Raw genomic sequence first — 26,738 nt, forward strand, 5'->3', positions numbered from 1 at the left:
CATAGTGTCGTTCGAGTGAGTGTTTTTGCCAGTGCGACCGGTGTCGGATCGTGGCCGGGCTCGTCGGCCCGGCAAGCCGCCGAGATCGTCGTGGGTGAGTTGCACCGCCTACCGCACCTCGTCGAGCTGCCCGAGCGTGGCGTGGGAGCAGATCTGATCGGCCGCGCCGGTGCGCTGTTGGTGGACATCGCCATCGACACCGTGCCCCGGGGGTACCGAATCGCGACTGGTCGCAGATCGGTGACCCGCCGGGCGGTGAGCCTCCTCGATGAGGACATCGACGCGCTCGAGGAAGCGTGGGAGACCGCCGGATTGCGTGGCGGCGACCGTGTGGTCAAGGTGCAGGCTCCGGGTCCGGTCACCCTGGCCGCGCACCTGGAGCTGCCCGGCGGACACCGGGCCATCACCGACAACGGTGCGGTCCGCGATCTGACCAGATCACTGGCCGAAGGTGTGGCCGGTCTGCGGGCGCAGCTGGCGCGACGGTTGGAGGCAGCAGTGGTCGTACAGTTCGACGAGCCGTCGCTGCCGGCCGCCCTCGCGGGTCGGTTGACGGGTGTGACGAGCTTTTCGCCGGTGCATCCGGTGGACGAGTCGGTGGTGATCCAGTTGCTCGACGAATGTGTCGCAGTCGTGGGCGGGGAGGTCGCAGTGCACTGCTGCGCCGCCGGCCTGCCGTGGAAGTTGTTGCAGCGCAGCACTATCGCCGCGGTATCGGTGGACGTGCAGGCCCTGACCGCGGCGGATCTGGACGGCGTCGGCGAGTTCGTCGAATCCGGTCGTACGGTTCTGCTCGGAGCCGTGCCGACGGTGTTTTCCGGACCGGAGCTTTCTGCTCGGCAGGTCGCCACGACCGTCGCGGAGGTGACCGATCGGCTGGGGTTCGCACGGGCCGTGCTGCGCGACCGCATCGGCGTCACGCCGGCCTGCGGACTGGCCACCGCGAAGCCGGCATGGGCCCGCAGATCCATCGAGCTAGCCCAACAAGCCGCGGATGCGTTGGCGGAAGACCCGGAGGCCGTCTGACCGGCGGTGTCAGGCGGCGTCCGACATGTCGAGTTCCGAGTTTTGTCGCGAAAGTGCGACCCGACTGCTGCAGAACTCGGATCTCGGCGTCGAAGCGCCAAGGCCGTCGAGCTGCGGCCGTCAATTCCTATTCAGCTCCTCGGCGAGCATCACGATGATGCCGCTCGGACCGCGGACGTACGTGAGTTTGTAAACGTCCTCATATGTCGCTACGCCGCGAAGCGGATGGCAGCCGTGCCTGGCGGCTATCTCGAGGGCTTTGTCGATGTCGTCGACAGAGAACGCGACGCGGTGCATGCCGATCTCGTTGGGAGTGGTGGGCTCCGACTCGATGGCTTCGGGGTGGAGGTATTCGAAGAGTTCGAGGCGGCCGTGACCCTCGGGCGTCTGGAGAATCGCAATGTTGGCATGATTGCCATCGAGGCCGACGGCGGTGTCGGTCCATTCGCCCTTGACCGTGTCACGGCCGACGACCGTCAGACCGAGGTCGGTGAAAAAGTCAATCGTCGCCTCGAGGTCGCGAACGGCGATGCCGACGTTCTCGAACTTGATGGCCATGCGGGCGTGCTACCGAGCGGGCACTTCTGATCGTCGGGCTCGGCGGTCGCGGGCCGTGCGCGCCCTAGTTCATCCGCAGGTCCTTGCGAAGGATTTTGCCCGACGCCGACTTCGGGACCGCGTCGATGAACGCGACCTGGCGGACCTTCTTGTACGGGGCCACCTGGCCGGCGACGTACTCCATCACGTCGGCCTCGGTCAACTCGGCGTCTTCACGCTTGACCACAAACGCCTTGGGCACTTCCTCACCCTCGTCATCGGGCACGCCGACCACCGCAGCGTCGGCGATCTGCGGGTGCGCCAGCAGCACGGCCTCCAGTTCGGCGGGCGGCACCTGATACCCCTTGTACTTGATCAGTTCCTTGAGCCGGTCCACGATGTACACGCAGCCGTGGGCGTCCACCTGCGCGAGGTCGCCGGTGTGCAGCCAGCCGTCGTCGTCGATGGTGGATTTGGTGGCCTCGTCGTTGTTGAGGTAGCCGGCCATCACGTTCGGCCCCTTGAACCACAACTCGCCGGTTCTGCTCAAACCTTCTGCCGGGGGCCGGATCTCGTCACCGGTCTCCGGGTCGACGATCTTGGATGCGGCGTTCGACACCGTCCAGCCGACCGAGCTGAGCGGCGCCTCCGCCCGCAGGTTGTGCCGGCCACCGTCGAACGGGGTTATGTGGCTGACCGGACTCAGCTCGCTCATCCCATAGCCCTGCACCACTTTGCAGCCCAGTCGCTCGGCGACGGCCCGGCCGAGGTCGGCGTCCAGCGGTGCCGCACCGGACATCACGACGTTGAGCGACGACAGGTCATATGAGTCCACCAGCGGGTGCTTGGCCAGCGCCACCGCGACCGGAGGCGCGATGAAGGCGATGGTGCACTTGTGCTCGGCGATGTTGCCCAGGAACTCGCCGAGGTCGAAGCCCGGCATGATGACCAGTCGCGCACGGGCGTGCAGGGCTGCGTTGAGCAGGACGGTCATCCCGTAGATGTGGAAGAACGGCAGCACGGCCAGGATGACGTCGTCGGAGACCATTCCGTGCAGTGGGCGGATCTGTGCGACGTTGGCGACGAGGTTGCGGTGCGTCAGCATCACGCCCTTGGGGTTCCCGGTGGTCCCTGAGCTGTAGGGAAGCACCGCGAGGTGCGCCGAGGGCGCGAAGTTCACCTCCGGGGCGCGGTTTCCGCCGGCAAGCAGGTCCGTGGCGTTGGGATGACCGTCGGCGTCGCGGCCCGCACCGTCGAGCACCACCAGGTTCTCGTCGGGGATGCCGGCCGCCGCCGCGCCTTCCTTGGCCTGCGCCAGCATCGGGGTCACGGTGATGAGCATCTTGGCATCGGAGTCGGTCAGCTGCTTGGTGATGTCCTTGGCGGTGAACAGCGCGTTGATCGTCGTGGCCGTCGCACCGGCGCGGAGGATGGCATGGAAGGCGACGGCGAACGCCGAGCTGTTCGGGGCGAGCAGTCCGACCACGTCGCCGACGCCGAGGCCGCGTCCGGCCAGCGCACCGGCGAACGAATCGATCAGGGCGACCATCTCGCCGTAGGTGGTTTTCCTACCGGACTTCGTGTCGATCAGCGCGACACGGTCGGCATCGGCGGTGTCCAGCTGGTCGAACAGGTAGTCGTAGACGCTGGCTGTCGGGATGTCGACTTCGGGGAAGGGGCTCGCGAAGCTCATGGTCCCGATCGAACCATGCCCGGCCCCGGCCGGGTCAGCGTTCGTCGAGCTGTTTCACCGATTTCTTCGGAGCGACCAACCGAAACGACGAGTCGACCAGCTCGGTGACCTCGTCCCAGTCCACAGCGCGGACTGTGAAGTCCATCCCCAGCCAGCCGAACGGCCCCATGTACGCGGGGTAGAAGAAGCGGCTGTCCTGCTCGAGCGCCTTGCGGTCGCTGTCGTCGACCTTGACCAGGATCGAGTGTGGGTGCGCCAGGTACTCGCCCTTCTTGTCTCCTTTGACGCTTCCGCCGTACATCAGGAACATCTTGGGCGCGCAGAACACCGGCCGACCCCAGGAGATCTTCTCGAACGCCGCCGGGAACCCGAGGGCGATCTCGCGCACTTCGGCCAACCCCATGTCGTCTTCGCGGAACATGATCGGATGTGGCATGACGCCAGGGTATCCACACCGCCGCCGACGGCGCCGGGTGTCTGAGGGCTCAGATAACCTGCGGGGGTGAGTCCCAAGGCGATCCCCGATCCTGAGGCGGCGCTGGCAGAGCAGGCTGACGATGCTCCCGCCGCCGACGTGCGGCGCCGGTGGCAGGAGCTCGCCGACGAGGTGCGGGGCCACCAGTTCCGCTACTACGTACGCGACGCGCCGGTGATCTCGGACGCCGAGTTCGACACGCTGCTGCGCGAACTCCAGGCGCTCGAAGAGTCCCACCCCGAGTTGCGCACACCCGACTCGCCCACCCAGCTTGTCGGCGGAGCGGGGTTCTCCACCGATTTCACTTCGGCCGATCACCTCGAGCGGATGCTGAGCCTGGACAACGTGTTCACTCCCGACGAGCTCGCCGCGTGGGCCGAGCGGATCAAAGGGGAGATCGGTCACGGCGTGCACTATTTGTGCGAATTGAAGATCGACGGGGTCGCGCTGGCGCTCGTCTACCGCGACGGACAGCTCGTCCGCGCGGCGACCCGCGGCGACGGGCGCACCGGCGAGGACGTCACCCTCAACGCGCGCACCATCGACGACATTCCGGAAAAGCTCACCGGGACAGAAGAATTCCCGGTTCCGGCGGTGCTGGAGGTGCGTGGTGAGGTGTTCTTCCGGATCGTCGATTTCGAAGACCTGAACGCGGGTCTGGTCGCCGAGGGCAAGCCGCCTTTCGCCAACCCGCGCAACAGTGCGGCCGGTTCGCTGCGGCAGAAGAACCCCGCGGTCACCGCGCGGCGCCGGCTGCGGATGATCTGCCACGGGCTGGGCCACATCGAAGGCCCCGCGGGCTTTCCCTTCACATCGCTGCACGACGCCTACCGGGCGCTCGCTGCGTGGGGGTTACCGGTGTCCGATCACACCGCCCAGGTCCAAGGACTCGACGCGGTCACCGAACGGATCGCCTACTGGGGAGAGCACCGACACGACGTCGACCACGAAATCGACGGGGTTGTCGTGAAAGTCGACGATGTCGCGCTGCAGCGCCGCCTCGGTTCGACGTCACGCGCCCCGCGCTGGGCGGTGGCGTACAAGTACCCGCCCGAGGAAGCCACCACAAAACTCCTCGACATCCGCGTCAACGTGGGACGCACCGGACGGGTGACGCCGTTCGCGTACATGGAACCGGTGACGGTCGCAGGGTCGACGGTCGGACTGGCGACGCTGCACAACGCCTCGGAGGTCAGACGCAAGGGTGTGCTGATCGGTGACACCGTGGTGATCCGGAAGGCCGGCGACGTCATCCCCGAGGTGCTGGGGCCGGTCGTCGACCTGCGTGACGGCACCGAGCGGGAGTTCGTGATGCCCACCCACTGCCCGGAGTGCGGGACCGAATTGGCGCCCGCCAAGGAGGGTGATGCGGACATCCGCTGCCCCAATTCACGCACTTGCCCGGCGCAGTTGCGGGAGAGGGTGTTTCATGTGTCCGGTCGCGGCGCCTTCGACATCGAGGGCCTCGGTTATGAGGCCGCGACAGCGCTGCTGCAGGCCGGAGTCATCATCGACGAAGGCGATCTGTTCGACCTCACCGCCGAGGATCTGCTGCAGACCGACCTGTTCACCACCAAGGCCGGAGAGGTGTCGGCCAATGGGAAGCGGCTGCTGGCCAATCTGGGCAAGGCGAAGTCCCAACCGCTGTGGCGGGTTCTGGTCGCGCTGTCGATCCGGCACGTCGGGCCGACCGCTGCGCGGGCACTGGCGACAGAGTTCGGCAGCCTCGACGCGGTCACCGCGGCATCGGAAGAACAACTGGCAGCCACCGAGGGGGTCGGGCCGACCATCGCCGCCGCAATCATCGACTGGTTCACCGTCGACTGGCACCGCGCCATCGTCGACAAGTGGCGCGAGGCCGGCGTGCGGATGGCCGACGAGCGTGACACCAGCATCGAACGCACGCTGGAGGGGTTGTCGATAGTGGTGACCGGGTCGCTGCCCGGCTTCTCCCGTGACGACGCCAAGGAAGCCATCGTCGCCAGGGGCGGCAAGGCGGCCGGTTCGGTGTCTAAGAAGACAGCGTATGTGGTGGCAGGTGATGCGCCAGGATCCAAGTACGACAAGGCAATCGAGCTCGGGGTGCCGGTGCTCGACGAGGACGGATTCCGGCGCCTGCTCGAGGGCGGGCCGGAAGCGTTGGAGCGGTAGGGCTCAGCGCAGGATCGTCGCGATGATCCCGGCCAGGTAGCCCAGGCGCGCGACCTCGCTCGGCCGGAAGACCGGCCCGCCCGGACGGCCGAGGACAACAGCGGTGCGGGCATCGCCCAGCGGCGCGGCGGCCAGTGTGGTGTCCATGTCCCGCCACACCTGGGGCACCCAGTCGGCGGTGGCGTCGAGGGCTTCGGCCTGATCGATCGGAAGCCAGGGCGTCTCGGCGGCTTGGGTTTCGGGGGCTCCGGAACTGCCGACCAGGCGCCGCGGACCCTCATCGGTCAGCTGGGTGACCGCGCACCAACCGACACGCAGTACTTTGGGGGCTTCGTCGACGAGTACCTGGAACCTCTTGAGCCTACCGTCGGCCGCGGCGACGTGATCGATCAACTCGAGTTCGCGGTGCGCTTCCAGCAGCCCGGTGTGTGGCCGGATGCTGTCGACGTAGACACCCTTGAGCTTCTCGGCGGCGGTGATCAGCATGTCGGCCATCGCGCCGGAGGGAAGGTCGACCACCAGATCGTCGACCGCGTAACCGGCCGCCCGCTCGACCACGTCGAGGGACAGGATGTCGGCGCCTACCGAACCGAGGGCGACGGCCAGCGAGCCGAGGCTGCCGGGCCTGTCCTCTAGCTGGACCCGCAGCAGATACGAAGGCACGCGCACACTGTTTCACGGAGAGTGGCTGGCAGGCGACTCGGGCGCGATCGCTTGAAACGCGTTGAACTAGGCTTGGCGGTCGTGTCACAGATCTCGCGAGACGAAGTTGCCCACCTGGCACGCCTTGCCCGGCTCGCCCTGACCGATGACGAACTCGACAGCTTCGTCGGCCAGCTCGACGCCATCCTCGGCCACGTCAGTCAGATCCAGGCGGTCGACGTCACCGGGGTGGAGGCCACCGACAATCCCCTCAAGGACGTCAACGTCTTTCGTCCGGACGTGGTCCGGCCGTCGCTGACACAGGAACAGGTCCTGGCGGCGGCGCCGAAATCGGCCGACGAACGGTTCGCGGTCCCGCGGATTCTGGGAGAAGCCGAATGAGCACGTTGATCAGGCTCGATGCGGCGACGCTGAGCAACAAGATCGCCGCCGGGGAAGTATCTTCCACCGAGGTGACCCAGGCGTGCCTGGACCAGATCGCCGCCACCGACGGTGAATACCACGCGTTCCTGCACATCGCGGCCGATCAGGCGCTCGAGACCGCGGCCGCCGTGGACGCCGCGGTCGCCGCCGGTGAGCAGCTGCCGTCCCCGCTGGCGGGTGTCCCGCTGGCACTCAAGGACGTGTTCACCACCACCGACATGCCCACGACGTGCGGGTCGAAGATCCTCGAGGGCTGGACATCGCCGTTCGACGCCACCGTGACCACGCGGCTGCGCGCCGCGGGCATCCCGATACTCGGCAAGACCAACATGGACGAGTTCGCGATGGGATCGTCGACCGAGAACTCGGCGTACGGACCCACCCGCAACCCGTGGAACGTCGACCGGGTGCCCGGCGGGTCGGGCGGTGGCAGCGCCGCCGCGCTGGCCGCTTTCCAGGCACCGCTGGCGATCGGATCCGACACCGGCGGCTCGATCCGGCAACCGGCGGCTCTCACCGCGACGGTCGGCGTCAAGCCCACCTACGGCACGGTGTCCCGGTACGGGCTGATCGCCTGCGCCTCATCGCTGGATCAAGGTGGTCCGTGCGCACGAACGGTGCTGGACACGGCGCTGCTGCACGCGGTCATCGCGGGCCATGACCCGTGCGATTCCACGTCGGTGGACGCAGCAGTGCCCGACGTCGTCGGCGCCGCCCGGGCGGGCGCGACCGGTGACCTCACCGGCGTGCGGGTCGGGGTGATCAGACAACTGCGCAGCGGTGAGGGCTACCAGCCGGGGGTCTCTGCCTCCTTCGACGCCGCCCTCGAGCAGCTGACCGCGCTCGGCGCGCAGGTCAGCGAGGTCGACTGCCCGCACATCAACTACTCGTTGCCCTCCTACTACCTGATCCTGCCGTCGGAGGTGTCGTCGAACCTCGCGAAGTTCGACGGGATGCGTTTCGGTCTGCGCAGCGGGGACGACGGCACCCACAGCGCCGAAGAGGTGATGGCGCTGACCCGCGCCGCCGGCTTCGGTCCCGAGGTCAAGCGCCGGATCATGATCGGTGCGTACGCGTTGTCCGCCGGTTACTACGACGCGTACTACAACCAGGCCCAGAAGGTGCGCACGCTGATCGCGCGCGATCTCGACGAGGCGTACCGCAACGTGGACGTGCTGGTGTCACCCACCACGCCGACGACCGCGTTCGCACTGGGCGAGAAGGTCGACGATCCGTTGTCGATGTACCTGTTCGACCTGTGCACATTGCCGCTGAACCTCGCCGGTCACTGCGGAATGTCGGTACCGTCAGGTCTGTCGGCGGACGACAACCTGCCCGTCGGACTGCAGATCATGGCGCCGGCCCTGGCGGATGATCGGCTCTACCGGGTGGGTGCGGCCTACGAGGCGGCACGCGGTCCACTGCCAACTGCGCTGTAACGGGGGAGGATGGTGCCGACCCCGAGGAGCTGGAGGGCTTAGCGAATGCGTATCGGAGTGTTGACCGGTGGAGGCGACTGCCCCGGTTTGAACGCGGTCATCAGGGCCGTGGTTCGTACGTGCGACGTCCGTTACGGCTCTTCGGTCGTCGGGTTCCTGGACGGGTGGCGCGGCCTGCTCGAGGATCGCCGCATCCAACTGAAGAACGACGACCGCAACGACCGGCTGCTGACCAAGGGCGGGACCATCCTCGGCACCGCCCGCACCAACCCGGACAAGCTTCGCGCGGGGCTGGATCAGATCAAGCAGACGTTGGAGGACAACGGGATCGACGTGCTGATCCCGATCGGTGGGGAGGGCACCCTGACGGCCGCGCACTGGCTGTCGGAGGAGAACGTCCCCGTGGTGGGTGTGCCGAAGACGATCGACAACGACATCGACTGCACGGACGTGACATTCGGCCACGACACCGCGCTGCACGTCGCCACCGATGCCATCGACCGTCTGCACAGCACCGCCGAGTCACACCAGCGTGTGATGCTCGTCGAGGTGATGGGCCGTCACGCGGGCTGGATCGCGCTGAATTCCGGGCTGGCCTCCGGCGCGCACATGACGCTGATCCCCGAACAGCCGTTCGACGTCGAAGAGGTGTGCCGGCTGGTCAAACAGCGGTTCATCCGCGGCGATTCACATTTCATCTGTGTGGTGGCCGAGGGCGCGAAACCGGCCGAGGGCTCGATGCAGTTGCTCAAGGGCGGAACCGACGAGTTCGGCCACGAACGGTTCACCGGGGTGGCACAACAACTCGCCGTCGAAGTCGAGAAGCGGATCAACAGGGAAGTGCGCGTGACGGTGCTCGGCCACGTGCAGCGCGGCGGCATGCCGACACCCTATGACCGGGTTCTGGCCACCCGCTTCGGCGTCAACGCCGCCGACGCCGCCCATGCCGGCGAGTACGGGATGATGGTCTCGCTGCGCGGGCAGGACATCGGACGGGTTCCGCTCGCCGACGCCGTCCGTCAGCTCAAGCTGGTGCCGCAGAGCCGTTACGACGACGCGGCCGAGTTCTTCGGCTGAGCGGCTACCAGTGTCGGCCACGCCGCGATGGCCGCTTCGGCCACCGCTGACAGTTTGTCGCGGTCCGCACCGTCGCGCGCCTGAAGCGCCATGCCCTGGTTGACCGCGTTGTAGAACGCGGCCAAGGCCGCCGGGTTCGCGCCGGCCGGGACGTCCCCCTCGGCGATGCCGCGCTCGATCCTGTCGCGGAAATCGTCTTCGCCGGCGACGCGCCACCCGGCGAGGTGTTCGTGTACCTGCCGGGTGCGGTCGGTGGCCGTCGTGGCTGCGAGCACGATCATGCATCCACGCGGCCGGCCGGCTTCGGTGAATGCCTGGACCTGATGCCGCAGTACCGCGGCGATCGAGTCGTGTGCGGTGGGCCGGTCGCGTAACGCCGCGGCGACCGCGGCGCCCTCCGTCGCGTCGTAGTACGCGACAGCCTCGCGGAACAGCTGTTCCTTGCTGCCGAACGCTGCGTACAGGCTCGGCGAGTTGACCCCCATCGCCGAGGTCAGGTCGCTCATCGACGCACCCTCGTATCCGCGTTGCCAGAACACCTCCATGGCCCGGTGCAGGGCGGTGGTGCGGTCGAAGGCCCGGGGTCTGCCGCGGACGGCCATGCTGCCCCTTTCTGTATCGAGCGACACGGAATGTATTGACAATCCTAGCCGCCGGCACAATTATTTAGTGATCGATACAAAAAGGAGGACGAACATGGACGAGCTGCTCGGCAAGGTGGCGTTGGTGACGGGCGGGAGCCGGGGGATCGGGGCCGCCATCGCCCTACGCCTGGCGGCCGCGGGTGCGGACGTGGCGATCACCTTCGCCCGCAGCGACCACGAGGCCCGGGCGGTGGTGGACCAGCTCACGGCGGCGGGCCGGCGCGGGATCGCGATCCAGGCGGACAGTGCCGACGCCGACCGGATCGGCGCTGCCGTCGAGCGCACGGTCGACGAACTCGGCGGCCTCGACATCCTCGTCAACAACGCGGGGATCTACCCGTTCGGGGCGATCGAGGACATCTCGCTCGAGGAGGTGGACCGTGCGCTGGCGGTCAACGTCCGCGCGGTCTACCTCGCCAGCCGCGCTGCGGTCCGGCACCTGCCCGACGGCGGGCGGATCATCAGCATCGGCAGCAACCTCGCCGAGCGCGTGCCCTTCGCCGGGGTGACGTTGTACGCGATGAGCAAATCCGCGTTGATCGGGTTCACCAAGGGCTTGGCCCGCGACCTGGGCGCGCGGGGCATCACCGTGAACCTGGTTCAACCGGGCTCCACCGACACCGACATGAATCCCGCCGACGGCCCCACCGCCGACGATCAACGCGCGCTCAGCGCGCTGGGGCGCTACGCCGAACCCGGGGACATCGCCGCGGCCGTCGCCTTCCTGGCCGGCGACGCCGGGCGCGTCGTCACCGGCGCCGTCCTGACCGCGGACAGCGGCGTCAATGCGTGACACCTGATGGCGTGGCTGTTGCTGGTCGTCGCCGGTCTGCTCGAGGTGTTCTGGGCGACCGCTCTCAAGCAGGCCGAAGGCTTCACCCGGCTCTGGCCGACGGTATTCGGGTTGACCGGTGCGATGGTCAGCCTGCTGCTGCTGGGGGTGGCACTGCGGTCGCTGCCGGCAGGGACCGGGTACGCCGCGTGGGTGGGCATCGGCACGGTCGGCGTCGTGCTCGTCGGCGCAGCGGCTTTCGGTGAGTCACTCACAGTCGGCCGTGCGGTGTTCCTGGTCATGATCGTCGCCGGCATCGTCGGTCTGAGACTCGTCGAGGGCTGAGGACTCACCCGTCAGGGGGTGTACTGCAGGTAGGTCGCCATGCCCGCCTCGAGGTGATACTCGTTGTGGCAGTGGGTGATCCACTTGCCCGGGTTGTCGGTGTCGAAGTCTGCCACCACGGTCGCCAGCGGCGGCACCAACACCGTGTCCTTGCGGGCGTGTGGTCCGTTCGACCCCTGCACCTGGAACGTGTGCCCGTGCAGATGCATCGGGTGAAACATCATGGAGTCGTTGATGTAGCGGATCCTGGTCCGCTGGGCGGGGCGGACCGGCAGGCCGGGCGCTTCGGGGTCGTAGACCTGGTCGTTGATGACCCAGGTGTACGGGGTGATCGGGCCTCCCAACCGCAGGTCCAGCGTCTGGGTCGGCAGTGCTTCCGGCAGGGTGTCGGCCTCGGTGGCACGCAGCGTCGCGGTGTCCAGCGGCTCCTGCTGCGCCAGTTGTGCGGCGAACCGGCCGACTGCTCCCTGGTCACCGGAAATCGGGGCGCCGGCCACCCGGAGGTTCAGCTGGGCCCACCCGTCCTTGCCGTAGGGGGCCGCGACCACCGGCACCGACGAGTCGCCGAGAGTGAGGATCGCGTCCGCCCGCTCGCCCATCCCCAGCAGCACAGAATCGGTCTGTTGGGGCAGCACCGGATAGCCGTCGGTGTGGGTGACCGTCATCGGAATGCCCGGGACGCCGACCCGGAACGCGGTATCGCCGCCGGCGTTGATGATCCGGAGCCTGATCCGGCGGCGCGGCGGGTACTCGACGACCCGAGGGTCGTCGGGCACCCGGCCGTTGATCAGGTAGTACGGGTAGACGACGTCGCCGCCGTCGCGGCCCAGCGGCATCGTGGTGCTCACCCCGGGCCCGCCCGGTTCCATCGGTGCCATCCCGGTCCGGCGGAGATTGTCGAACACCGCATCGGGATCGGTGCCGGTGCCGTCGAGCCAGTCGTCGAGGACCAGGGTCAGCTCGTCGTCGTAGTCGGCGCCGTCCGCGGGATCCTCGACGATCACCGGGGCGTACAGCCCGCGGTCGAGCTGCGACCCGAAGTGCGGATGCGCCCAGTAGGTGCCGCTGTCCGGCACCACGAAGTCGTAACGGAACGTCGAACCAGGGGCGACGGGCTGCTGGGTGAGCACGGGTACGCCGTCCATGTCGTTGGGGATGGCCAGACCGTGCCAATGAATGGTTGAGGGCTCCGGCAGCTCGTTGGCCAGCGTGATCTGCAGGGTCTGGCCGCGTGCCAGGCGGATCTCATCAGCGGGCACCCGCCCGTTCCAGGCCCAGGTCGAGACGACGACGCCCGCTCCGAGGTCGATATCGGTGACAGTGGCGGTCATCGTGGCGTCCGCACCGGGTCGGGGAGGGCGGGCACAGCCGCCCAGCAGCGTGCCGCCGGCCAGGGCTCCGATCGTGCCCGCGCGAAGGAACGTGCGCCGATCCATCGGCATCGGACAATTCAAGCACGAATAGGATTCCGTACATGAGTGTTGCGGCGAGTGCAGACCTGCTGGATTACGACCAGGTCATCGCCGAGTACGAGCCCGTGCTCGGCCTGGAGGTCCATGTCGAACTCTCGACGAGGACCAAGATGTTCTGCGGCTGTGCCAACAGTTTCGGAAATCAACCCAACACCCAGGTGTGTCCGGTGTGTCTGGGCCTGCCCGGGTCGCTTCCGGTGCTCAACCAGGTGGCCGTCGAGTCGGCGATCCGCATCGGCCTGGCGCTGAACTGCGAGATCGTGCCGTGGTGCCGGTTCGCCAGGAAGAACTACTTCTACCCGGACATGCCGAAGAACTACCAGATCTCGCAGTACGACGAGCCCATCGCGATCAACGGTCATCTCGAGGTACCGCTCGACGACGGCACCACCTGGCGGGTGGAGATCGAACGGGCCCACATGGAGGAGGACACCGGCAAGCTCACGCACCTGGGCAGCGAGACCGGGCGGATCGCCGGGGCCACCACCTCGCTGATCGACTACAACCGTTCGGGTGTTCCGCTGATCGAGATCGTCACCCGCCCGATCGAGGGCGCGGGTGACCGGGCTCCCGAGATCGCGCGTGCGTACGTGACGGCCCTTCGAGACCTGCTGCGTGCCCTTGGCGTCTCCGATGTCCGGATGGACCAGGGATCGATGCGCTGCGACTCGAACGTCTCGCTCAAGCCGAGAGGCCAGGCGGAGTTCGGCACCCGCACCGAGACGAAGAACGTCAACTCGCTCAAGAGCGTGGAAGTGGCAGTCCGCTACGAGATGCGCAGGCAGGCAGCAGTTCTGAAGTCCGGCGGATCGATTGTCCAGGAAACCCGCCATTTTCACGAGGACGGCTACACCTCGCCGGGGCGCAGCAAGGAGACCGCGCAGGACTACCGGTACTTCCCCGAGCCCGACCTGGAACCGGTGGCCCCGAGTGCCGAGTACGTCGATCAACTGCGCCAGACCATCCCCGAGCTTCCGTGGTTGACCCGCAAGCGGATTCAGCAGGAATGGGGTATCTCCGACGAGGTGATGCGCGACCTGGTCAACATCGGCGCCATCGACCTGATCGCCGCGACCGTCGAACACGGCGCCTCCAGCGACGCCGCGAAGGCCTGGTGGGGAAACTTCCTGGTGCAGAAGGCCAACGAGATCGGCGTCGAGCTCGAAGCCCTGGCCATCACCCCGGCGCAGGTCGCCGCGGTGGTCAAGCTCGTCGACGACGGCAAGTTGTCCAACAAGCTGGCCCGGCAGGTGGTCGAAGGGGTGCTGGCCGGCGAGGGTGAACCCGAGCAGGTGATGGCCGACCGTGGGTTGGCCGTGGTGCGCGACGACTCACTGATCCAGGCCGCCATCGATGAAGCTCTCGAGGCTCACCCCGACATCGCCGAGAAGATCCGCGGCGGCAAGGTGCAGGCCGCCGGCGCCATCGTCGGCGCGGTGATGAAAGCCACCAAGGGACAGGCCGACGCCGCGCGGGTACGCGAGCTGGTCATGGCTGCCTGCAGCTGACATGACCATCAACGCGCTGGTGCGGGGGGCGTCGAGCCGATGAAGCGACCCCAGGATCTGGTGTTCCGGCTGCTGGCGCACCCGCTTCGGCTGCTGTCGCTGCGGTCGATCGTCATCCTCGCTCAGCTGGGCGTGATCATCCTTGTGCTCACGCTGGGAGTCTGGGTGTGGGTCGGCGTCACCAACGACCAGTACGACCAGCTGGACCGGCGACTGGACTCACTGTCGAGCTTCGGTGACGTCAACACCCTGCTGCGCAGCGCGCAGGACGGGATCGGGCCAGAGCCGACCGAGGGCGGCCTGGTGCGCACCGCCCGCATCGGCGACGCCACGGTCTCGATCCCCGCCGACGTGGTGCTGCCCGAACTTCCCAGCGGATACTCCGACACCACGATCCAAGGTGTCGAGTACCGGGTCCGCACGATCACCACCGGCACGGCCTCGATCGCGCTGGGAGCTCCGCTGGCCGAGACGCAGGCCCGCATCGACTCGCTGCACTGGCGGGTGTTCTGGATCTGCTTCGGGGTGATCGTCGCCACCCTGCTCGTCGGCTGGGTGATCGCGCTGATCATGGTCAACCCCTTCCGGCTGCTCGCTCAACAGGCCAGGGCGATCAACGCGCAGTCCAATCCGGACGAAGTGCAGGTGCGGGGTGTGTGGGAAGCGGTGGAGATCTCCGAGGCGGTGGAAGGCATGCTCGCCCGGATCGGAGACGAGCAGCAGCGCACCCGGGCGGCGCTGGAGTCGGCACGCGATTTCGCCTCCGTCGCCTCTCATGAACTGCGCACACCGCTGACAGCGATGCGCACCAACCTCGAGGTGCTGCTGACCCTCGACATGGGCGTCGAGCAGCGCAAGGAGGTGATCAGTGACGTGATGCGCACCCAGACCCGGATCGAGGCGACGCTGAGCGCGTTGGAGCGGCTCGCGCAGGGGGAGTTGACCACGGTGGACGACTTCGTTCCCGTCGACGTCGCCGAACTGCTGGACCGCGCAGCCCACGACGCGATGCACAACTATCCCGGGCTCGACGTGTCGCTGGCGTCCTCGACGACGGTGCTGATGCTCGGGATGCCGGCGGGATTACGACTGGTCATCGACAACGCCATAGCCAATGCCGTGAAGCACGGCGGCGCGACCCAGGTCCGGTTGAGTGTCGTGAGTTCGTCCGCCGGCGTGGAGATCGCCGTCGACGACAACGGATCGGGCGTGCCCTCCGAGGAGCGGGCCGAGGTCTTTCAGCGCTTCCACCGCGGAAGCACCGCCTCGCGCTCGGGTTCCGGTCTGGGGCTGGCGCTGGTCGCCCAGCAGGCCGAGATACACGGGGGCACTGCCGCGCTGGAAGTCAGCCCGATGGGCGGGACACGGCTGATCCTGCGTCTGCAGGGTTCGGGACCCCCCCACTGACCGCCGGCCGGTCGATCAGGTCTTCTCCTCGTTGGCGCGCGGGAAGCCGCCACCCTGCGGGAAGAGCGGGAACACGACGTCGTCGAGGTTCATCGCGTCGCCGGCGGTCTTGTTGACGGTGGCGCCCCAGATATTGCCGTCCGGTGACACCTGCAGCGCCCACGCGTGACCGTGTCGATCCTGGCGGACCACCTCGGGCTCGCCGGTCACCGCACCGGTGTCCGGGGCCAACTGCACGGCGACCGTCTGCTTGGTCTCGACGAGGTTGACCAGCACCGTGCCGTCCAGTGCTGCGCAGCCGGCCACGCCGGGACGGTCCGGCCAGGTCCACACCGTCGACACCGTCGAGTCCTTGGTGATGCGCTGCAACCGGTCCGCCGTCGGCGTCCGATCGGTGACGTAGAGGGACCCGTCGGCCGGGTCGGTGCACGTGCCGCCTGCCGGGCCGAGGCCGGACATCGCCGTCGTGGTCGGGGCCTGGTCCACGGTGGTGGGCTGCTCGATGCGAAGCAGTTTGCCCGCCATCGAACCCGGATCCGACGCCTGGGCCGGATCGCCGGCGTCTCCGGTCTGCACCATCAACGTCGTCGGGCTGCTGAACAGCAGCGAGCCCCTGTTGCCGGTGGCACCTTTGGGGATGCCGGTCAGGATCGGCTTGGGGACATCGCCGTCTGCGATCCGGATGACGCGGTTGTCGGTGGGGGTGCTGATGTAGGCGTACATCAGCCGGTCCTGGGAGTACGTCGGGGACAACACGATGTCCATCAGGCCGCCGTCGCCGCTGGGATCGACGGGGATCACCGTCTCGACCTCCGGTTCGGCGCGCACAGACACCTTCTTGACAGCTCCGGTGCTGCGCTCGGCCACCAGCGCGGACTGGCTGTCCGGCAGCATGATCAGGCCGCTGGTGCTCTCCAGGCAGCCCTGCATCACCCCGGGTGCGGGGCATTCCTTGGGGAAGGGTTTGGCGGGCAGCGGCGGCGGCGGGGGTGGCGTCGACGTCGGTCCCGGCGCGAGCTGCGGAGGGGTGGTGAACGGCTGGGACTGCGCCGAGTCGAATCTGGCGCAGCCGGACCCGACGAGCAACGCCGTGGACAACAGGACGACGATTGCCCCCGGCGGCCGACGCTGACTCATGCCCGCCAGGTTACGGATCGTCGGGCGGTGCGCGCCACGCGCGCCCGCCTGGCACCTGCGCGAGCCAGCACAAACAGGCCCAACGCGCCGCGCCAATTCCCGATTCGGGAGTGACTTGCACTTACCCTGGCAGGCGTGACAAGTCCACATGACCCACGCCCCTGGCAGCGGCCCGACGATTCGGGCGGGCGGCCTGCGTCGGCGAGCCTGGTGGACCCCGAAGACGACCTTCCCTCCGCGAACTACGGCGGAGACTTCGAAACCACTGCGATCCCGCGCTACGACGCCAGCAAACCGGCCGGTGACAACCCGTTCGGACTGATCAACGATCCGGAGCCGCTGCCGTATGTGCAGCCCAGCGGCGGTCTGGCGGCCGGGGCATACGGCGCCACGGCCGCACCTGCCGAAGTCGGCCCCGGTGATGCCGACCAGGACGGGGCCCGCGACCGCAGAGGTACCCAGGATCTCGGCCTGCTCTTGCTCAGGGTCGCTGTCGGCGCTCTTCTCATCGGTCACGGCCTGCAGAAGGTCTTCGGCTTGTGGGGCGGGCCCGGGCTCGACGGGTTCCGGGACTCGTTGACCGAATGGGGCTTCCAGCGCGCCGACATCCTGGCCTACGTCGCCTCAGGTGGCCAGATCGCGGCCGGCGTGCTGTTGGTCCTCGGACTGTTCACTCCCGTCGCCGCCGCCGGTGCGCTGGCCTACCTCGTCACCGCGATGCTGACCGAGGTGATGATCGCCCACGACGAGGCCCGGCTGTCCGCCTTTCTCACCGACGGGCACGAGTATCAGGTCATCCTGCTGTGTGCGGTGGCGGCGATCATCCTGATCGGTCCCGGCCGCTACGGTCTGGACGCCGGCCGCGGCTGGACCCGCAGGCCGTTTGTCGGGTCGGCAGCCGCGCTCATCCTGGGCGTGGGGGTCGGGGTGGCGATATGGGTTCTGCTCAACGGCGCAAACCCCTTGGCGTAACCGCTATTCGTACGGGTTGGGAACCCGGCCGCCGCTGGCGGCCGTCAACACCGGCAGTGTCGCGAAGGTCACCGCAGGAAGTGAGATCTCACTGCCGTCGTGGCGCCGCGCCAGTGCCCAGGACCGACGGCCGAACCGCAGTCCCTCGATGTCGTCCCAGCGGACGGTTCGGCTGCCGAACAGGCTGCGCGCGGTCACGTGATCGCGATCTGCGGTCGTGCGATACCGGACGATCACCAGCGACAACAGTGCCGGGATGAGGAGCAGCAGCACCGACAAGCCGCGCAGTGCCAGCACCACCGACAGCAGGCCGAACGTGAACAGCGCGACGGCCAGATGCGCCATCGGCGAGATCCTGATGACGACCGGTGTCGAGGCCGCCGCTGAGGGGGAACCCATGCCGCCATCATCCCATCGCCGGGCAGCGCGTCGTCCGGTGCTCGGCGGCACGGACCGAATTTGACCTTTGGCCAGTTCGGCGGCTACCGTCGACGGTTATGCACACCATGCTCGTAGTAATCGGGTTGCGCGTTGATGCCGCGCTGGCCCCGATTCGGGCATAGCAACTCAGCATCGACGCGCAACCCTCGTACAGCCGCCGGGCTGACGGGGGTTTTTTCTTGCTCCCAGCACCGACCTGAGAAGATCGCACCGACCGAAAAGGACCAGAGGACACCGTGAGCGCACCCACCACGCGACCACCCGAGCAGTCGGCGACCCCGACGCACGGGAGAGCGGCTACCGCGAAGCACAACTCCGCGATGGCCCCGGCGCAAGCCATCCGTCAACCGAACCGCATTGCCCCGCAGCAACTCACCGGCGCACAGGCGGTCATCCGGGCGCTCGAGGAACTCGACGTCGAGGTGATCTTCGGTATCCCCGGCGGTGCGGTCCTGCCGGTGTACGACCCGCTGTTCGATTCGGAGAAGCTGCGGCACGTCCTGGTCCGCCACGAGCAGGGTGCGGGCCACGCAGCCAGCGGCTACGCCCACGCCACCGGCAAGGTCGGCGTCATGATGGCGACGTCCGGCCCCGGCGCGACCAACCTGGTGACGCCGCTGGCAGACGCTCAGATGGACTCGATCCCCGTCGTGGCGATCACCGGTCAGGTCGGACGAGGTCTCATCGGCACGGACGCGTTCCAGGAAGCCGACATCTCCGGGATCACGATGCCGATCACCAAGCACAACTTCCTGGTGCGCAACGGTGACGACATCGGGCGCGCGCTGGCCGAGGCGTTTCACATCGCCTCGACCGGGCGCCCGGGCGCGGTGCTCGTCGACATCCCGAAGGACATCCTGCAGGGGGAGTGCACGTTCAGCTGGCCACCGCAGATGGATCTGCCGGGCTACAAGCCGAACACCAAGCCGCACAACCGGCAGATCCGCGAGGCGGCCAAGCTGATCGCCGCCGCCCGCAAGCCCGTGCTCTACGTCGGCGGCGGCGTCATCCGCGGTGAAGCCACCGCGGAACTGGCCGCGCTGGCCGAGCTGACCGGCATCCCGGTGGTGACCACGTTGATGGCGCGCGGTGCGTTCCCGGACAGCCACCGCCAGAACCTCGGGATGCCCGGCATGCACGGCACCGTGTCGGCGGTGGCCGCACTGCAACGCAGCGATCTGCTGATCGCCCTGGGGACCCGCTTCGATGACCGGGTGACCGGAAAGCTGGAGTCGTTCGCCCCCGAGGCCAAGGTGATCCACGCCGACATCGACCCGGCGGAGATCGGCAAGAACAGACACGCCGACGTGCCGATCGTGGGTGACGTCAAAGCGGTCATCACCGATCTGCTGGATGCGCTGCGCCGCGACGACACCGCCGCCGCCATCGAGATCGACGAGTGGTGGAAATACCTGCAGAACGTGCAGGACACCTACCCGTTGAGCTACGGGCCGCAGAGCGACGGCAGCCTGTCGCCCGAGTACGTCATCGAAAGTCTCGGCAAGATCGCCGGGCCGGACGCAATCTACGTGGCAGGTGTCGGCCAGCACCAGATGTGGGCCGCCCAGTTCATCACCTACGAGAAGCCCAAGACGTGGCTGAACTCAGGTGGACTGGGGACCATGGGCTATGCAGTGCCCGCGGCGATGGGCGCCAAGATGGGTTGCCCGGACACCGAGGTGTGGGCGATCGACGGTGACGGCTGCTTCCAGATGACCAACCAGGAGCTGGCCACCTGCGCGATCGAGGGCATCCCCATCAAGGTCGCCCTGATCAACAACGGCAACCTCGGCATGGTGCGGCAGTGGCAGACGCTGTTCTACCAGGAGCGGTACAGCCAGACGGATCTGTCCACCCACTCGCGGCGCATCCCGGACTTCGTCAAGCTCGCCGAGGCGCTGGGCTGCGTCGGATTGCGCTGCGAGCGTGAGGAAGACGTGGCGGAAGTCATCGCCCAGGCCAGGGCGATCAACGACCGGCCGGTGGTCATCGACTTCACCGTCGGCGCGGACGCCCAGGTGTGGCCGATGGTGGCCGCGGGCACCAGCAACGACGAGATCCAGGCGGCGCAGGGGATCCGGCCGTTGTTCGGCGATCCGGAAGAGGGACACGCGTGATGACCGCTGCTCCGCGCACACACACGCTGTCGGTGCTCGTCGAGGACAAGCCCGGCGTGCTCGCCCGGGTGGCGTCGCTGTTCTCCCGGCGCGGCTACAACATCCAGTCGCTGGCCGTCGGGGCCACCGAACAGAAGAACCTCTCCCGGATGACCATCGTGGTCGACGTCGAGGATTCACCGCTGGAGCAGATCACCAAGCAGCTCAACAAGTTGATCAACGTGATCAAGATCGTCGAGCAGGACGAGGAGACCACCGTCTCCCGCGAGCTCGCGCTGATCAAGGTCCGCACCGATGCCGCCACCCGTGGCCAGGTCATCGAGGCGGTCAACCTGTTCCGCGCCAAGGTCGTCGACGTCTCGAACGAGTCGCTGACCGTCGAGGCCACCGGTACGCCTGGAAAGATCGAGGCGCTGTTGCGGGTGCTCGAGCCCTACGGGGTGCGCGAGATCGTCCAGTCCGGTGTGGTGTCGTTGTCCCGCGGCCCCCGCGGTATCAGCACCAAGTAATGATTCGAAAAGCAAAGAAGAGAAAGAAGATTCACGAAGATGGCAGTTGAGATGTTCTATGACGACGACGCGGACCTGTCGATCATCCAGGGCCGCAAGGTCGGCGTCATCGGCTACGGCAGCCAGGGGCACGCGCACTCGCTGAGCCTGCGCGACTCCGGCGTCCAGGTGAAGGTCGGCCTCAAGGAGGGCTCGAAGTCCCGCGAGAAGGTCACCGAGCAGGGCCTCGAGGTCGACACCCCGGCAGAGGTGGCCAAGTGGGCCGACGTGATCATGCTGCTCGCGCCCGATACCGCACAGGCCGACATCTTCTCCAGCGACATCGAGCCGAATCTCAACGACGGTGACGCGCTGTTCTTCGGCCACGGGCTGAACATCCACTTCGATCTGATCAAGCCCCCGGCGAACGTCACCATCGGCATGGTGGCCCCGAAGGGACCGGGGCACCTGGTGCGTCGGCAGTTCGTCGACGGTAAGGGCGTGCCCTGCCTGATCGCCGTCGACCAGGACCCGAAGGGCGAGGGCCAGGCGTTGGCGCTGTCCTATGCCAAGGGCATCGGCGGCACCCGCGCCGGCGTCATCAAGACCACGTTCAAGGACGAGACCGAGACCGATCTCTTCGGTGAGCAGGCCGTGCTGTGCGGTGGCACCGAGGAACTGGTCAAGACCGGCTTCGAGGTCATGGTCGAGGCCGGTTACGCGCCCGAGCTCGCCTACTTCGAGGTGTTGCACGAGCTCAAGCTGATCGTCGACCTGATGTACGAGGGCGGCATCGCCCGGATGAACTACTCGGTTTCCGACACCGCGGAGTTCGGCGGCTATCTGTCCGGCCCACGGGTGATCGATGCCGATACCAAGCAGCGGATGAAGCAGATCCTCGGCGACATCCAGGACGGCACCTTCGTCAAGCGACTGGTCGCCAACGTCGAGGGCGGCAACAAGGAGCTCGAGCAGCTGCGCAAGGAGAACGCCGAGCATCCGATCGAGGTGACCGGCAAGAAGCTGCGCGACCTGATGAGCTGGGTGGACCGCCCGATCACCGAAACGGCTTAGGTGACCTAGAGCGGGTCGGGCGGGGTAGGCGGCGCTGGAGGTCGCCGGCCTCGCCCGTCGCGCGTGGGTGCTCTGTACAAACACCAGGTGATAGGCGGATAGTAGGCGGAACCAACCTACCGGTTGGGGTATGTGACCTCCCGTCAAATCGGACACCGGCGCCAGGCCACGAGCGTCCGATCGAGGGAGCAATCATGGCAATCCCCACACTCACTGGCCGGAGCCTCGTCCTCGCCGCCCGCCTGGCCGCTACGGGCGCCATCGCAGTAGGCGCGATGATGCTGACCGCGCCCGCCGGCAACGCGATCCCTGAATCGGAGATCGTCAGCGAGTGCGATGCTGCCAATGGCGGCACGTATACGACGACCCTCAACGACGGGAAGAGGTACTCCAAGTGCTGCTATCGAGACATCGACGGTAACAAGGAGTGCGACAACTACGTCGACGGCGTCTACACCAACACCACGGTGAACAGCACCGTGGAGCCGTCACCACCATCGCCGCCACCACCGCCGCCAGGGGGCGAAGTAGTCGGTCCGCCGGCGACCGTGGCCACCCAGACTCCGCGGCCTCCGCCGCCCGGGGCCGTCGGCCCGCCGGCGACCGTCGCCACGCAGGCGCCCGCACCGCCGGAGGGCATGATCTTGTGGCCCGGGTATGCGCAGACCTCGCCCGGCGGGGCCGTGCTCGCCCCATGAGCAAGCGTCGCCGGAACTGTATTCCAGCGGGGAAAGATCGAGAAACGCTCTGCTGGAATACAGTTCCGGCGAGCCGGGGGCTAGGGGGAGAGTTCCGGTAGCTTCTTGATGCCGAACTCTTTCCGCAATACGGTGCGGGCGGCGTAATACCCCGCCATCCCGTGTACACCGCCGCCGGGTGGCGCGGCCGACGAGCACAGGTACGCCCCCGGGATCGGGGTCGACCACGGATTCCACCGCAGTGCAGGCCCGGTCAGTGCGCTGAACATGTTGTTGCCGCCCACCCCGATGTCTCCGCCGACGAGGTTGGCGTTGTGGTCGGACAGGCGCGCGGCCGGCACACTGCGCACCCCCACGACCAGATCCCGGAAGCCGGGCGCGAAGCGCTCGAAGATGCCGGTGACGGTCTCGGCCATGTCGATCGTCGAGCCCTGCGGCACGTGAGCATAGGTCCACATCGGCCGGCGACCCTGAGCATCGATCCGGCCGGGGTCTGCCAGGTGGGGCAGCGCTGCGAGCACCATCGGCCACTCGGCGTGCCGGTCCTCGGCGATTTCCGCTTCGGCGCGCGCCATCGTGGCCCGGTCGCCCCCCAGGTGCAGCGTCGGGGCGTCCGCCAATCGCCGATCCTGCCAAGGTATTTCCCCGGACAGCACGAAATCGACCTTCGCCACGCCCGGCCCGTAGCGATAGCGCTGCAGGGTCCTGGCGTACCGGGACGGCAGCCGGTCTCGGTAGATGTTCAGCAGCGCGGTCGGCGCCGTGTCGTAGAGGACGACTCCCGACGGTGGGCTGGTGATCTCCTCGCCGAGTGTCAGTTCACCACCGTGCGAGCGAAGATCGGCGATCAGCGCGTCGGGGATGACCTGCGAGCCGCCGACGGGGATCGGCCAACCAACTGAGTGGCCGAGCGTCGCCAGCATCAGCCCCGCGCCCGCGGCCACCAACGACGGCATCCGCGAGATGGTATGCGCGGCAACGCCGGTGAACAATGCGCGGGCGTCCTCGCCGGTGAGAGTGCTCCACGCCGGGGTGCCCTGGGCGAGCAGCCGCGGAGCCACCCGCAGCGCCGCAGCGATACTGGGCGGGATCGACCGCTTGTCGCCGAGTAGCAGGCCGACCACGCCTTCGGAATCGGCCGACAGCGGACCCAGCAGCCGGCGCCAGGACGCACCGTGGTCGAGTTCGGCGCAGGTGCGGTCGATGTCGCGGTAGCCGATGGCTGCGGGCCTACCCGGCAGCGGGTTGCCGTAGGACACCTCGGGCACCGCCAGCGCCACCCCCCGCGAGGGGAGGTCGAACGCGGCGAAGAACGGTGACGCCAGGGCCAGCGGGTGCACCGCCGAGCAGATGTCGTGCGAGACGTCTGGGAATTCCGGGTCGGGAAGGGTACGTGCGCCGCCCCCTGCGGTGGGCTGGGCCTCGAGTACCTGTACCGAAAGACCCGCTCGTGCGCAGATGACAGCGGCCGCCAGACCGTTGGGCCCGCTTCCGACGATGGTGATGTCCACTGCTTCATTACAGCCCATTAGGCTGTCCGGGTGAGTTTGCCTGTTGTACTGATCGCCGACAAGCTGGCCGAATCGACCGTGGAAGCCCTCGGTGACCAGGTCGAAGTGCGTTGGGTCGACGGCCCCGACCGGGAGAAGCTGCTGGCTGCGGTCGGTGACGCCGACGCGCTGCTGGTGCGTTCGGCCACCACGGTCGACGCCGAGGTGTTCGCCGCGGCGTCGAAGCTGAAGATCGTGGCGCGCGCGGGTGTCGGCCTGGACAACGTCGACGTCGACGCGGCAACGGCGCGAGGCGTCCTGGTGGTCAACGCGCCGACATCGAACATCCACAGCGCGGCCGAACACGCGCTGGCGTTGCTGCTGTCGGCCGCACGTCAGATCCCCGCCGCCGACGCCACGCTGCGTGAGCACACCTGGAAGCGGTCGTCGTTCTCCGGCACCGAGATCTTCGGTAAGACCGTCGGGGTGGTCGGCCTCGGGCGGATCGGCCAGCTGGTGGCTGCGCGGCTCGCCGCGTTCGGCGCCCACATCACCGCGTACGACCCGTATGTCTCGCACGCTCGTGCCGCGCAGCTGGGCATCGAGTTGTTGACGCTCGACGAACTGCTCGGGCGCGCCGACTTCATCTCGGTGCACCTGCCCAAGACCAAGGAGACCGCGGGGCTGATCGGCAAAGAGGCACTGGCCAAGACCAAGCCCGGCGTCATCATCGTCAATGCCGCCCGCGGCGGCCTGATCGACGAGGCGGCCCTCGCCGATGCCGTGGCCAGCGGACACGTCCGCGGCGCGGGGCTCGATGTGTTCGCCACCGAGCCCTGCACCGACAGCCCGCTGTTCGAGCTGCCGCAGGTGGTGGTGACCCCGCATCTGGGCGCGTCCACCGCCGAGGCGCAGGACCGGGCGGGCACGGACGTCGCAGCCAGCGTGAAGCTGGCGTTGGCAGGGGAGTTCGTGCCGGACGCCGTCAATGTCGGCGGTGGGGTCGTCGGTGAAGAGGTGGCGCCCTGGCTGGACCTGGTCCGCAAGCTGGGCCTGCTGGTCGGGGTGCTCTCCGCCGAGCTGCCGGTCTCTTTGTCGGTGCAGGTCCAGGGCGAGCTGGCCAGTGAAGACGTCGAGGTGTTGAGATTGTCGGCACTGCGCGGGCTGTTCTCGGCGGTGATCGAGGATCAGGTCACGTTCGTCAACGCACCGGCGCTGGCCGCCGAGCGAGGCGTGGAGGCGTCCATCGCCACCGCCCCGGAGAGCCCGAACCACCGCAGCGTGGTCGACGTGCGCGCGGTCGGTGGGGACGGATCCACGGTCAACGTCGCGGGAACCCTGACCGGCCCGCAGCTCGTCGAGAAGATCGTCCAGATCAACGGACGCAACCTCGACCTGCGCGCCGAGGGCGTCAACCTGATCATCAACTACGACGACCAGCCGGGGGCGCTGGGCAAGATCGGCACCCTGCTCGGCAGCGCCGGCGCCAACATCCTCGCCGCGCAACTGAGCCAGGACGCCGACGGTGACGGCGCGACGATCATGCTGCGGCTGGACCGGCAGGTGCCCGCCGACGTCCTGTCGGCCATCGGTCGCGACGTCAACGCGGTGACGCTGGAAGTGGTGGATCTTTCATGAAACTCGCGGTGATCGCCGGCGACGGCATCGGTCCGGAAGTCATCGGCGAGGCGCTCAACGTGCTCGACGAAGTGCTGCCGGGTGTGCAGAAGACCGAGTACGACCTCGGTGCCCGGCAGTACCACGCCACCGGTGAGGTGCTGCCCCCGACGGTGCTCGACGAGCTGAAGGCCCACGACGCCATCCTGCTCGGGGCGATCGGAGATCCATCGGTGCCCAGCGGGCTGCTCGAACGCGGCCTGCTGCTGCGGGTCCGGTTCGAGTTGGACCATCACGTGAACCTGCGTCCCGGCCGCCTCTATCCCGGCGTGCAGAGCCCGCTGGCGGGCAACCCCGAGATCGATTTCGTCGTGGTCCGGGAAGGCACCGAGGGCCCGTACACCGGCAACGGTGGCGCGATCCGCGTCGACACGCCCCACGAAATCGCCACCGAGGTGAGCGTCAACACCGCCTACGGGGTGCGTCGGGTGGTGCAGGACGCCTTCGGGCGGGCGCAGCAGCGGCGTAAGCATCTGACCCTGGTGCACAAGAACAACGTGCTGGCCTACGCAGGGTCGCTGTGGTGGCGCACCGTGCAGGCGGTGGCACCGGAGTACCCCGACGTCGAGGTGGCCTACCTGCACGTCGATGCCGCGACGATCCACATGGTCACCGACCCGGGCCGGTTCGACGTGATCGTCACCGACAACCTGTTCGGCGACATCATCACCGACCTCGCCGCTGCGGTGTGCGGCGGGATCGGGCTCGCGGCCAGCGGCAACATCGATGCCACCAGAACCAATCCGTCGATGTTCGAACCGGTTCACGGCAGTGCGCCGGACATCGCCGGCCGGGGCATCGCGGATCCGACGGCCGCCATCATATCGGTGGCGCTGCTGCTGGCGCACCTCGGCGAACTCGGTGCGGCGGCGCGGGTCGACAAGGCCGTGGAAGAGCATCTGGCGACTCGTGGTGAGGAGAAGCTGTCGACGTCCGCGGTCGGTGCGCGGATCCTGGGGAAGCTGTAAGCACCGCCGGCGGATTCGCGACGCTGACACGACAGTGCCGGCTG

25 protein-coding genes are annotated in these 26,738 nt (G+C 67.9%); 16 read left to right on the top strand and 9 right to left on the bottom strand.

Annotation, left to right across the window (positions count from 1 at the left end; translation table 11 throughout):
• Positions 1 to 15: 15 nt before the first annotated feature.
• Entirely contained in the window at positions 16 to 1,026 is a 1,011-nt protein-coding gene (locus G6N53_RS14220) for a uroporphyrinogen decarboxylase/cobalamine-independent methonine synthase family protein (RefSeq protein ID WP_163889306.1), read from the top strand.
• Between the two features lie 120 nt (positions 1,027 to 1,146).
• Here G6N53_RS14220 and G6N53_RS14225 read toward each other — a convergent pair whose 3' ends face one another.
• The 3 genes from G6N53_RS14225 to G6N53_RS14235 all read right to left on the bottom strand — a co-directional run bounded on the left by G6N53_RS14225 (position 1,147) and on the right by G6N53_RS14235 (position 3,692).
• Positions 1,147 to 1,584, bottom strand: a complete 438-nt coding sequence (locus G6N53_RS14225) for a VOC family protein (RefSeq protein ID WP_163889308.1) — start codon at positions 1,582 to 1,584, stop codon at positions 1,147 to 1,149.
• 64 nt (positions 1,585 to 1,648) lie between these two features.
• Entirely contained in the window at positions 1,649 to 3,256 is a 1,608-nt protein-coding gene (locus G6N53_RS14230; RefSeq protein ID WP_163889310.1) for a 4-coumarate--CoA ligase family protein, read from the bottom strand.
• Between the two features lie 34 nt (positions 3,257 to 3,290).
• Positions 3,291 to 3,692, bottom strand: a complete 402-nt coding sequence (locus G6N53_RS14235; RefSeq protein ID WP_163889311.1) for an MmcQ/YjbR family DNA-binding protein — start codon at positions 3,690 to 3,692, stop codon at positions 3,291 to 3,293.
• 66 nt (positions 3,693 to 3,758) lie between these two features.
• Here G6N53_RS14235 and ligA point away from each other — a divergent pair, with 66 nt between their 5' ends.
• Positions 3,759 to 5,882, top strand: a complete 2,124-nt coding sequence (gene ligA, locus G6N53_RS14240; protein ID WP_163889313.1) for an NAD-dependent DNA ligase LigA — start codon at positions 3,759 to 3,761, stop codon at positions 5,880 to 5,882.
• A gap of 3 nt (positions 5,883 to 5,885) precedes the next feature.
• On the opposite strand, the gene G6N53_RS14245 is transcribed toward ligA, so the two are convergent.
• Complete coding sequence (locus tag G6N53_RS14245) at positions 5,886 to 6,545, bottom strand: ACT domain-containing protein (protein ID WP_163889315.1); 660 nt, start codon at positions 6,543 to 6,545, stop codon at positions 5,886 to 5,888.
• Positions 6,546 to 6,626: 81 nt separating this feature from the next.
• Between G6N53_RS14245 and gatC the strand changes: the two genes are divergently transcribed.
• Genes gatC through G6N53_RS14260 form a run of 3 tightly spaced genes read left to right on the top strand, consistent with a single transcriptional unit; the run spans position 6,627 to position 9,484 of the window.
• Positions 6,627 to 6,926, top strand: a complete 300-nt coding sequence (gene gatC / locus G6N53_RS14250) for an Asp-tRNA(Asn)/Glu-tRNA(Gln) amidotransferase subunit GatC (protein WP_163889317.1) — start codon at positions 6,627 to 6,629, stop codon at positions 6,924 to 6,926.
• Positions 6,923 to 8,407 carry an Asp-tRNA(Asn)/Glu-tRNA(Gln) amidotransferase subunit GatA gene (gatA, locus tag G6N53_RS14255; protein ID WP_163889319.1) on the top strand — a complete coding sequence of 495 codons (1,485 nt, stop codon included), beginning with the start codon at positions 6,923 to 6,925 and terminating at the stop codon, positions 8,405 to 8,407. Before gatC ends, gatA begins: the two co-directional genes overlap by 4 nt.
• A gap of 45 nt (positions 8,408 to 8,452) precedes the next feature.
• Positions 8,453 to 9,484 (top strand): ATP-dependent 6-phosphofructokinase, encoded by a 1,032-nt coding sequence (locus G6N53_RS14260; RefSeq protein WP_163889321.1) that lies wholly within the window; start codon positions 8,453 to 8,455, stop codon positions 9,482 to 9,484.
• On the opposite strand, the gene G6N53_RS14265 is transcribed toward G6N53_RS14260, so the two are convergent.
• On the bottom strand, positions 9,454 to 10,086 hold the full coding sequence (locus G6N53_RS14265) for a TetR/AcrR family transcriptional regulator (RefSeq protein WP_163889323.1): 633 nt from the start codon (positions 10,084 to 10,086) through the stop codon (positions 9,454 to 9,456). The genes G6N53_RS14260 and G6N53_RS14265 overlap by 31 nt on opposite strands.
• A 94-nt stretch (positions 10,087 to 10,180) precedes the next feature.
• Between G6N53_RS14265 and G6N53_RS14270 the strand changes: the two genes are divergently transcribed.
• Both G6N53_RS14270 and G6N53_RS14275 read left to right on the top strand, forming a co-directional pair.
• Positions 10,181 to 10,921: an SDR family oxidoreductase gene (locus G6N53_RS14270; RefSeq protein WP_163889325.1), complete on the top strand. Its 741-nt coding sequence runs from the start codon at positions 10,181 to 10,183 to the stop codon at positions 10,919 to 10,921.
• A 6-nt stretch (positions 10,922 to 10,927) separates the two neighbouring features.
• Positions 10,928 to 11,245: a DMT family transporter gene (locus G6N53_RS14275; RefSeq protein WP_163889327.1), complete on the top strand. Its 318-nt coding sequence runs from the start codon at positions 10,928 to 10,930 to the stop codon at positions 11,243 to 11,245.
• Positions 11,246 to 11,256: 11 nt separating this feature from the next.
• Here the strand turns inward: G6N53_RS14275 and G6N53_RS14280 are convergent, their stop codons facing one another.
• The gene (locus G6N53_RS14280; protein WP_163889329.1) at positions 11,257 to 12,687 is read right to left on the bottom strand and encodes a multicopper oxidase family protein; all 1,431 of its coding nucleotides are present in this window, start codon (positions 12,685 to 12,687) and stop codon (positions 11,257 to 11,259) included.
• Positions 12,688 to 12,719: 32 nt separating this feature from the next.
• Here G6N53_RS14280 and gatB point away from each other — a divergent pair, with 32 nt between their 5' ends.
• A complete protein-coding gene (gene gatB / locus G6N53_RS14285; protein ID WP_163889331.1) occupies positions 12,720 to 14,225 on the top strand; it encodes an Asp-tRNA(Asn)/Glu-tRNA(Gln) amidotransferase subunit GatB in 1,506 nt (501 codons plus the stop codon).
• 39 nt (positions 14,226 to 14,264) lie between these two features.
• Positions 14,265 to 15,632 carry a sensor histidine kinase gene (locus G6N53_RS14290; RefSeq protein ID WP_163889333.1) on the top strand — a complete coding sequence of 456 codons (1,368 nt, stop codon included), beginning with the start codon at positions 14,265 to 14,267 and terminating at the stop codon, positions 15,630 to 15,632.
• A gap of 15 nt (positions 15,633 to 15,647) precedes the next feature.
• Here G6N53_RS14290 and G6N53_RS14295 read toward each other — a convergent pair whose 3' ends face one another.
• Positions 15,648 to 16,769, bottom strand: a complete 1,122-nt coding sequence (locus G6N53_RS14295; RefSeq protein ID WP_163889335.1) for a PQQ-dependent sugar dehydrogenase — start codon at positions 16,767 to 16,769, stop codon at positions 15,648 to 15,650.
• A 135-nt stretch (positions 16,770 to 16,904) separates the two neighbouring features.
• Here G6N53_RS14295 and G6N53_RS14300 point away from each other — a divergent pair, with 135 nt between their 5' ends.
• Positions 16,905 to 17,741 carry a DoxX family protein gene (locus G6N53_RS14300; protein ID WP_163889337.1) on the top strand — a complete coding sequence of 279 codons (837 nt, stop codon included), beginning with the start codon at positions 16,905 to 16,907 and terminating at the stop codon, positions 17,739 to 17,741.
• A 3-nt stretch (positions 17,742 to 17,744) separates the two neighbouring features.
• On the opposite strand, the gene G6N53_RS14305 is transcribed toward G6N53_RS14300, so the two are convergent.
• Complete coding sequence (locus G6N53_RS14305) at positions 17,745 to 18,140, bottom strand: PH domain-containing protein (protein WP_163889339.1); 396 nt, start codon at positions 18,138 to 18,140, stop codon at positions 17,745 to 17,747.
• A gap of 278 nt (positions 18,141 to 18,418) precedes the next feature.
• Here G6N53_RS14305 and G6N53_RS14310 point away from each other — a divergent pair, with 278 nt between their 5' ends.
• From G6N53_RS14310 to G6N53_RS14325, 4 genes are all read left to right on the top strand, one after another.
• Positions 18,419 to 20,299 carry an acetolactate synthase large subunit gene (locus G6N53_RS14310; protein ID WP_163889341.1) on the top strand — a complete coding sequence of 627 codons (1,881 nt, stop codon included), beginning with the start codon at positions 18,419 to 18,421 and terminating at the stop codon, positions 20,297 to 20,299.
• Positions 20,299 to 20,808: an acetolactate synthase small subunit gene (gene ilvN / locus G6N53_RS14315; protein WP_163889343.1), complete on the top strand. Its 510-nt coding sequence runs from the start codon at positions 20,299 to 20,301 to the stop codon at positions 20,806 to 20,808. Before G6N53_RS14310 ends, ilvN begins: the two co-directional genes overlap by 1 nt.
• Before the next feature lie 39 nt (positions 20,809 to 20,847).
• Positions 20,848 to 21,861, top strand: a complete 1,014-nt coding sequence (ilvC, locus tag G6N53_RS14320; protein WP_163889345.1) for a ketol-acid reductoisomerase — start codon at positions 20,848 to 20,850, stop codon at positions 21,859 to 21,861.
• 194 nt (positions 21,862 to 22,055) lie between these two features.
• Positions 22,056 to 22,559 (top strand): hypothetical protein, encoded by a 504-nt coding sequence (locus G6N53_RS14325; RefSeq protein ID WP_163889347.1) that lies wholly within the window; start codon positions 22,056 to 22,058, stop codon positions 22,557 to 22,559.
• Between the two features lie 80 nt (positions 22,560 to 22,639).
• Here the strand turns inward: G6N53_RS14325 and G6N53_RS14330 are convergent, their stop codons facing one another.
• Positions 22,640 to 24,070, bottom strand: coding sequence for a phytoene desaturase family protein (locus G6N53_RS14330; RefSeq protein WP_205390380.1), 1,431 nt, complete (start codon positions 24,068 to 24,070; stop codon positions 22,640 to 22,642).
• Positions 24,071 to 24,100: 30 nt separating this feature from the next.
• Between G6N53_RS14330 and serA the strand changes: the two genes are divergently transcribed.
• Together serA and G6N53_RS14340 are read left to right on the top strand one after the other, a co-directional pair.
• Complete coding sequence (gene serA, locus G6N53_RS14335; RefSeq protein WP_163889351.1) at positions 24,101 to 25,687, top strand: phosphoglycerate dehydrogenase; 1,587 nt, start codon at positions 24,101 to 24,103, stop codon at positions 25,685 to 25,687.
• Positions 25,684 to 26,694 (top strand): 3-isopropylmalate dehydrogenase, encoded by a 1,011-nt coding sequence (locus G6N53_RS14340; RefSeq protein ID WP_163889353.1) that lies wholly within the window; start codon positions 25,684 to 25,686, stop codon positions 26,692 to 26,694. The genes serA and G6N53_RS14340 overlap by 4 nt, the downstream gene beginning before the upstream one ends.
• The last annotated feature ends 44 nt before the right edge of the window (positions 26,695 to 26,738 follow it).

This window comes from Mycolicibacterium hippocampi, assembly GCF_010723735.1.
GTDB classification, from domain to species: domain Bacteria; phylum Actinomycetota; class Actinomycetes; order Mycobacteriales; family Mycobacteriaceae; genus Mycobacterium; species Mycobacterium hippocampi.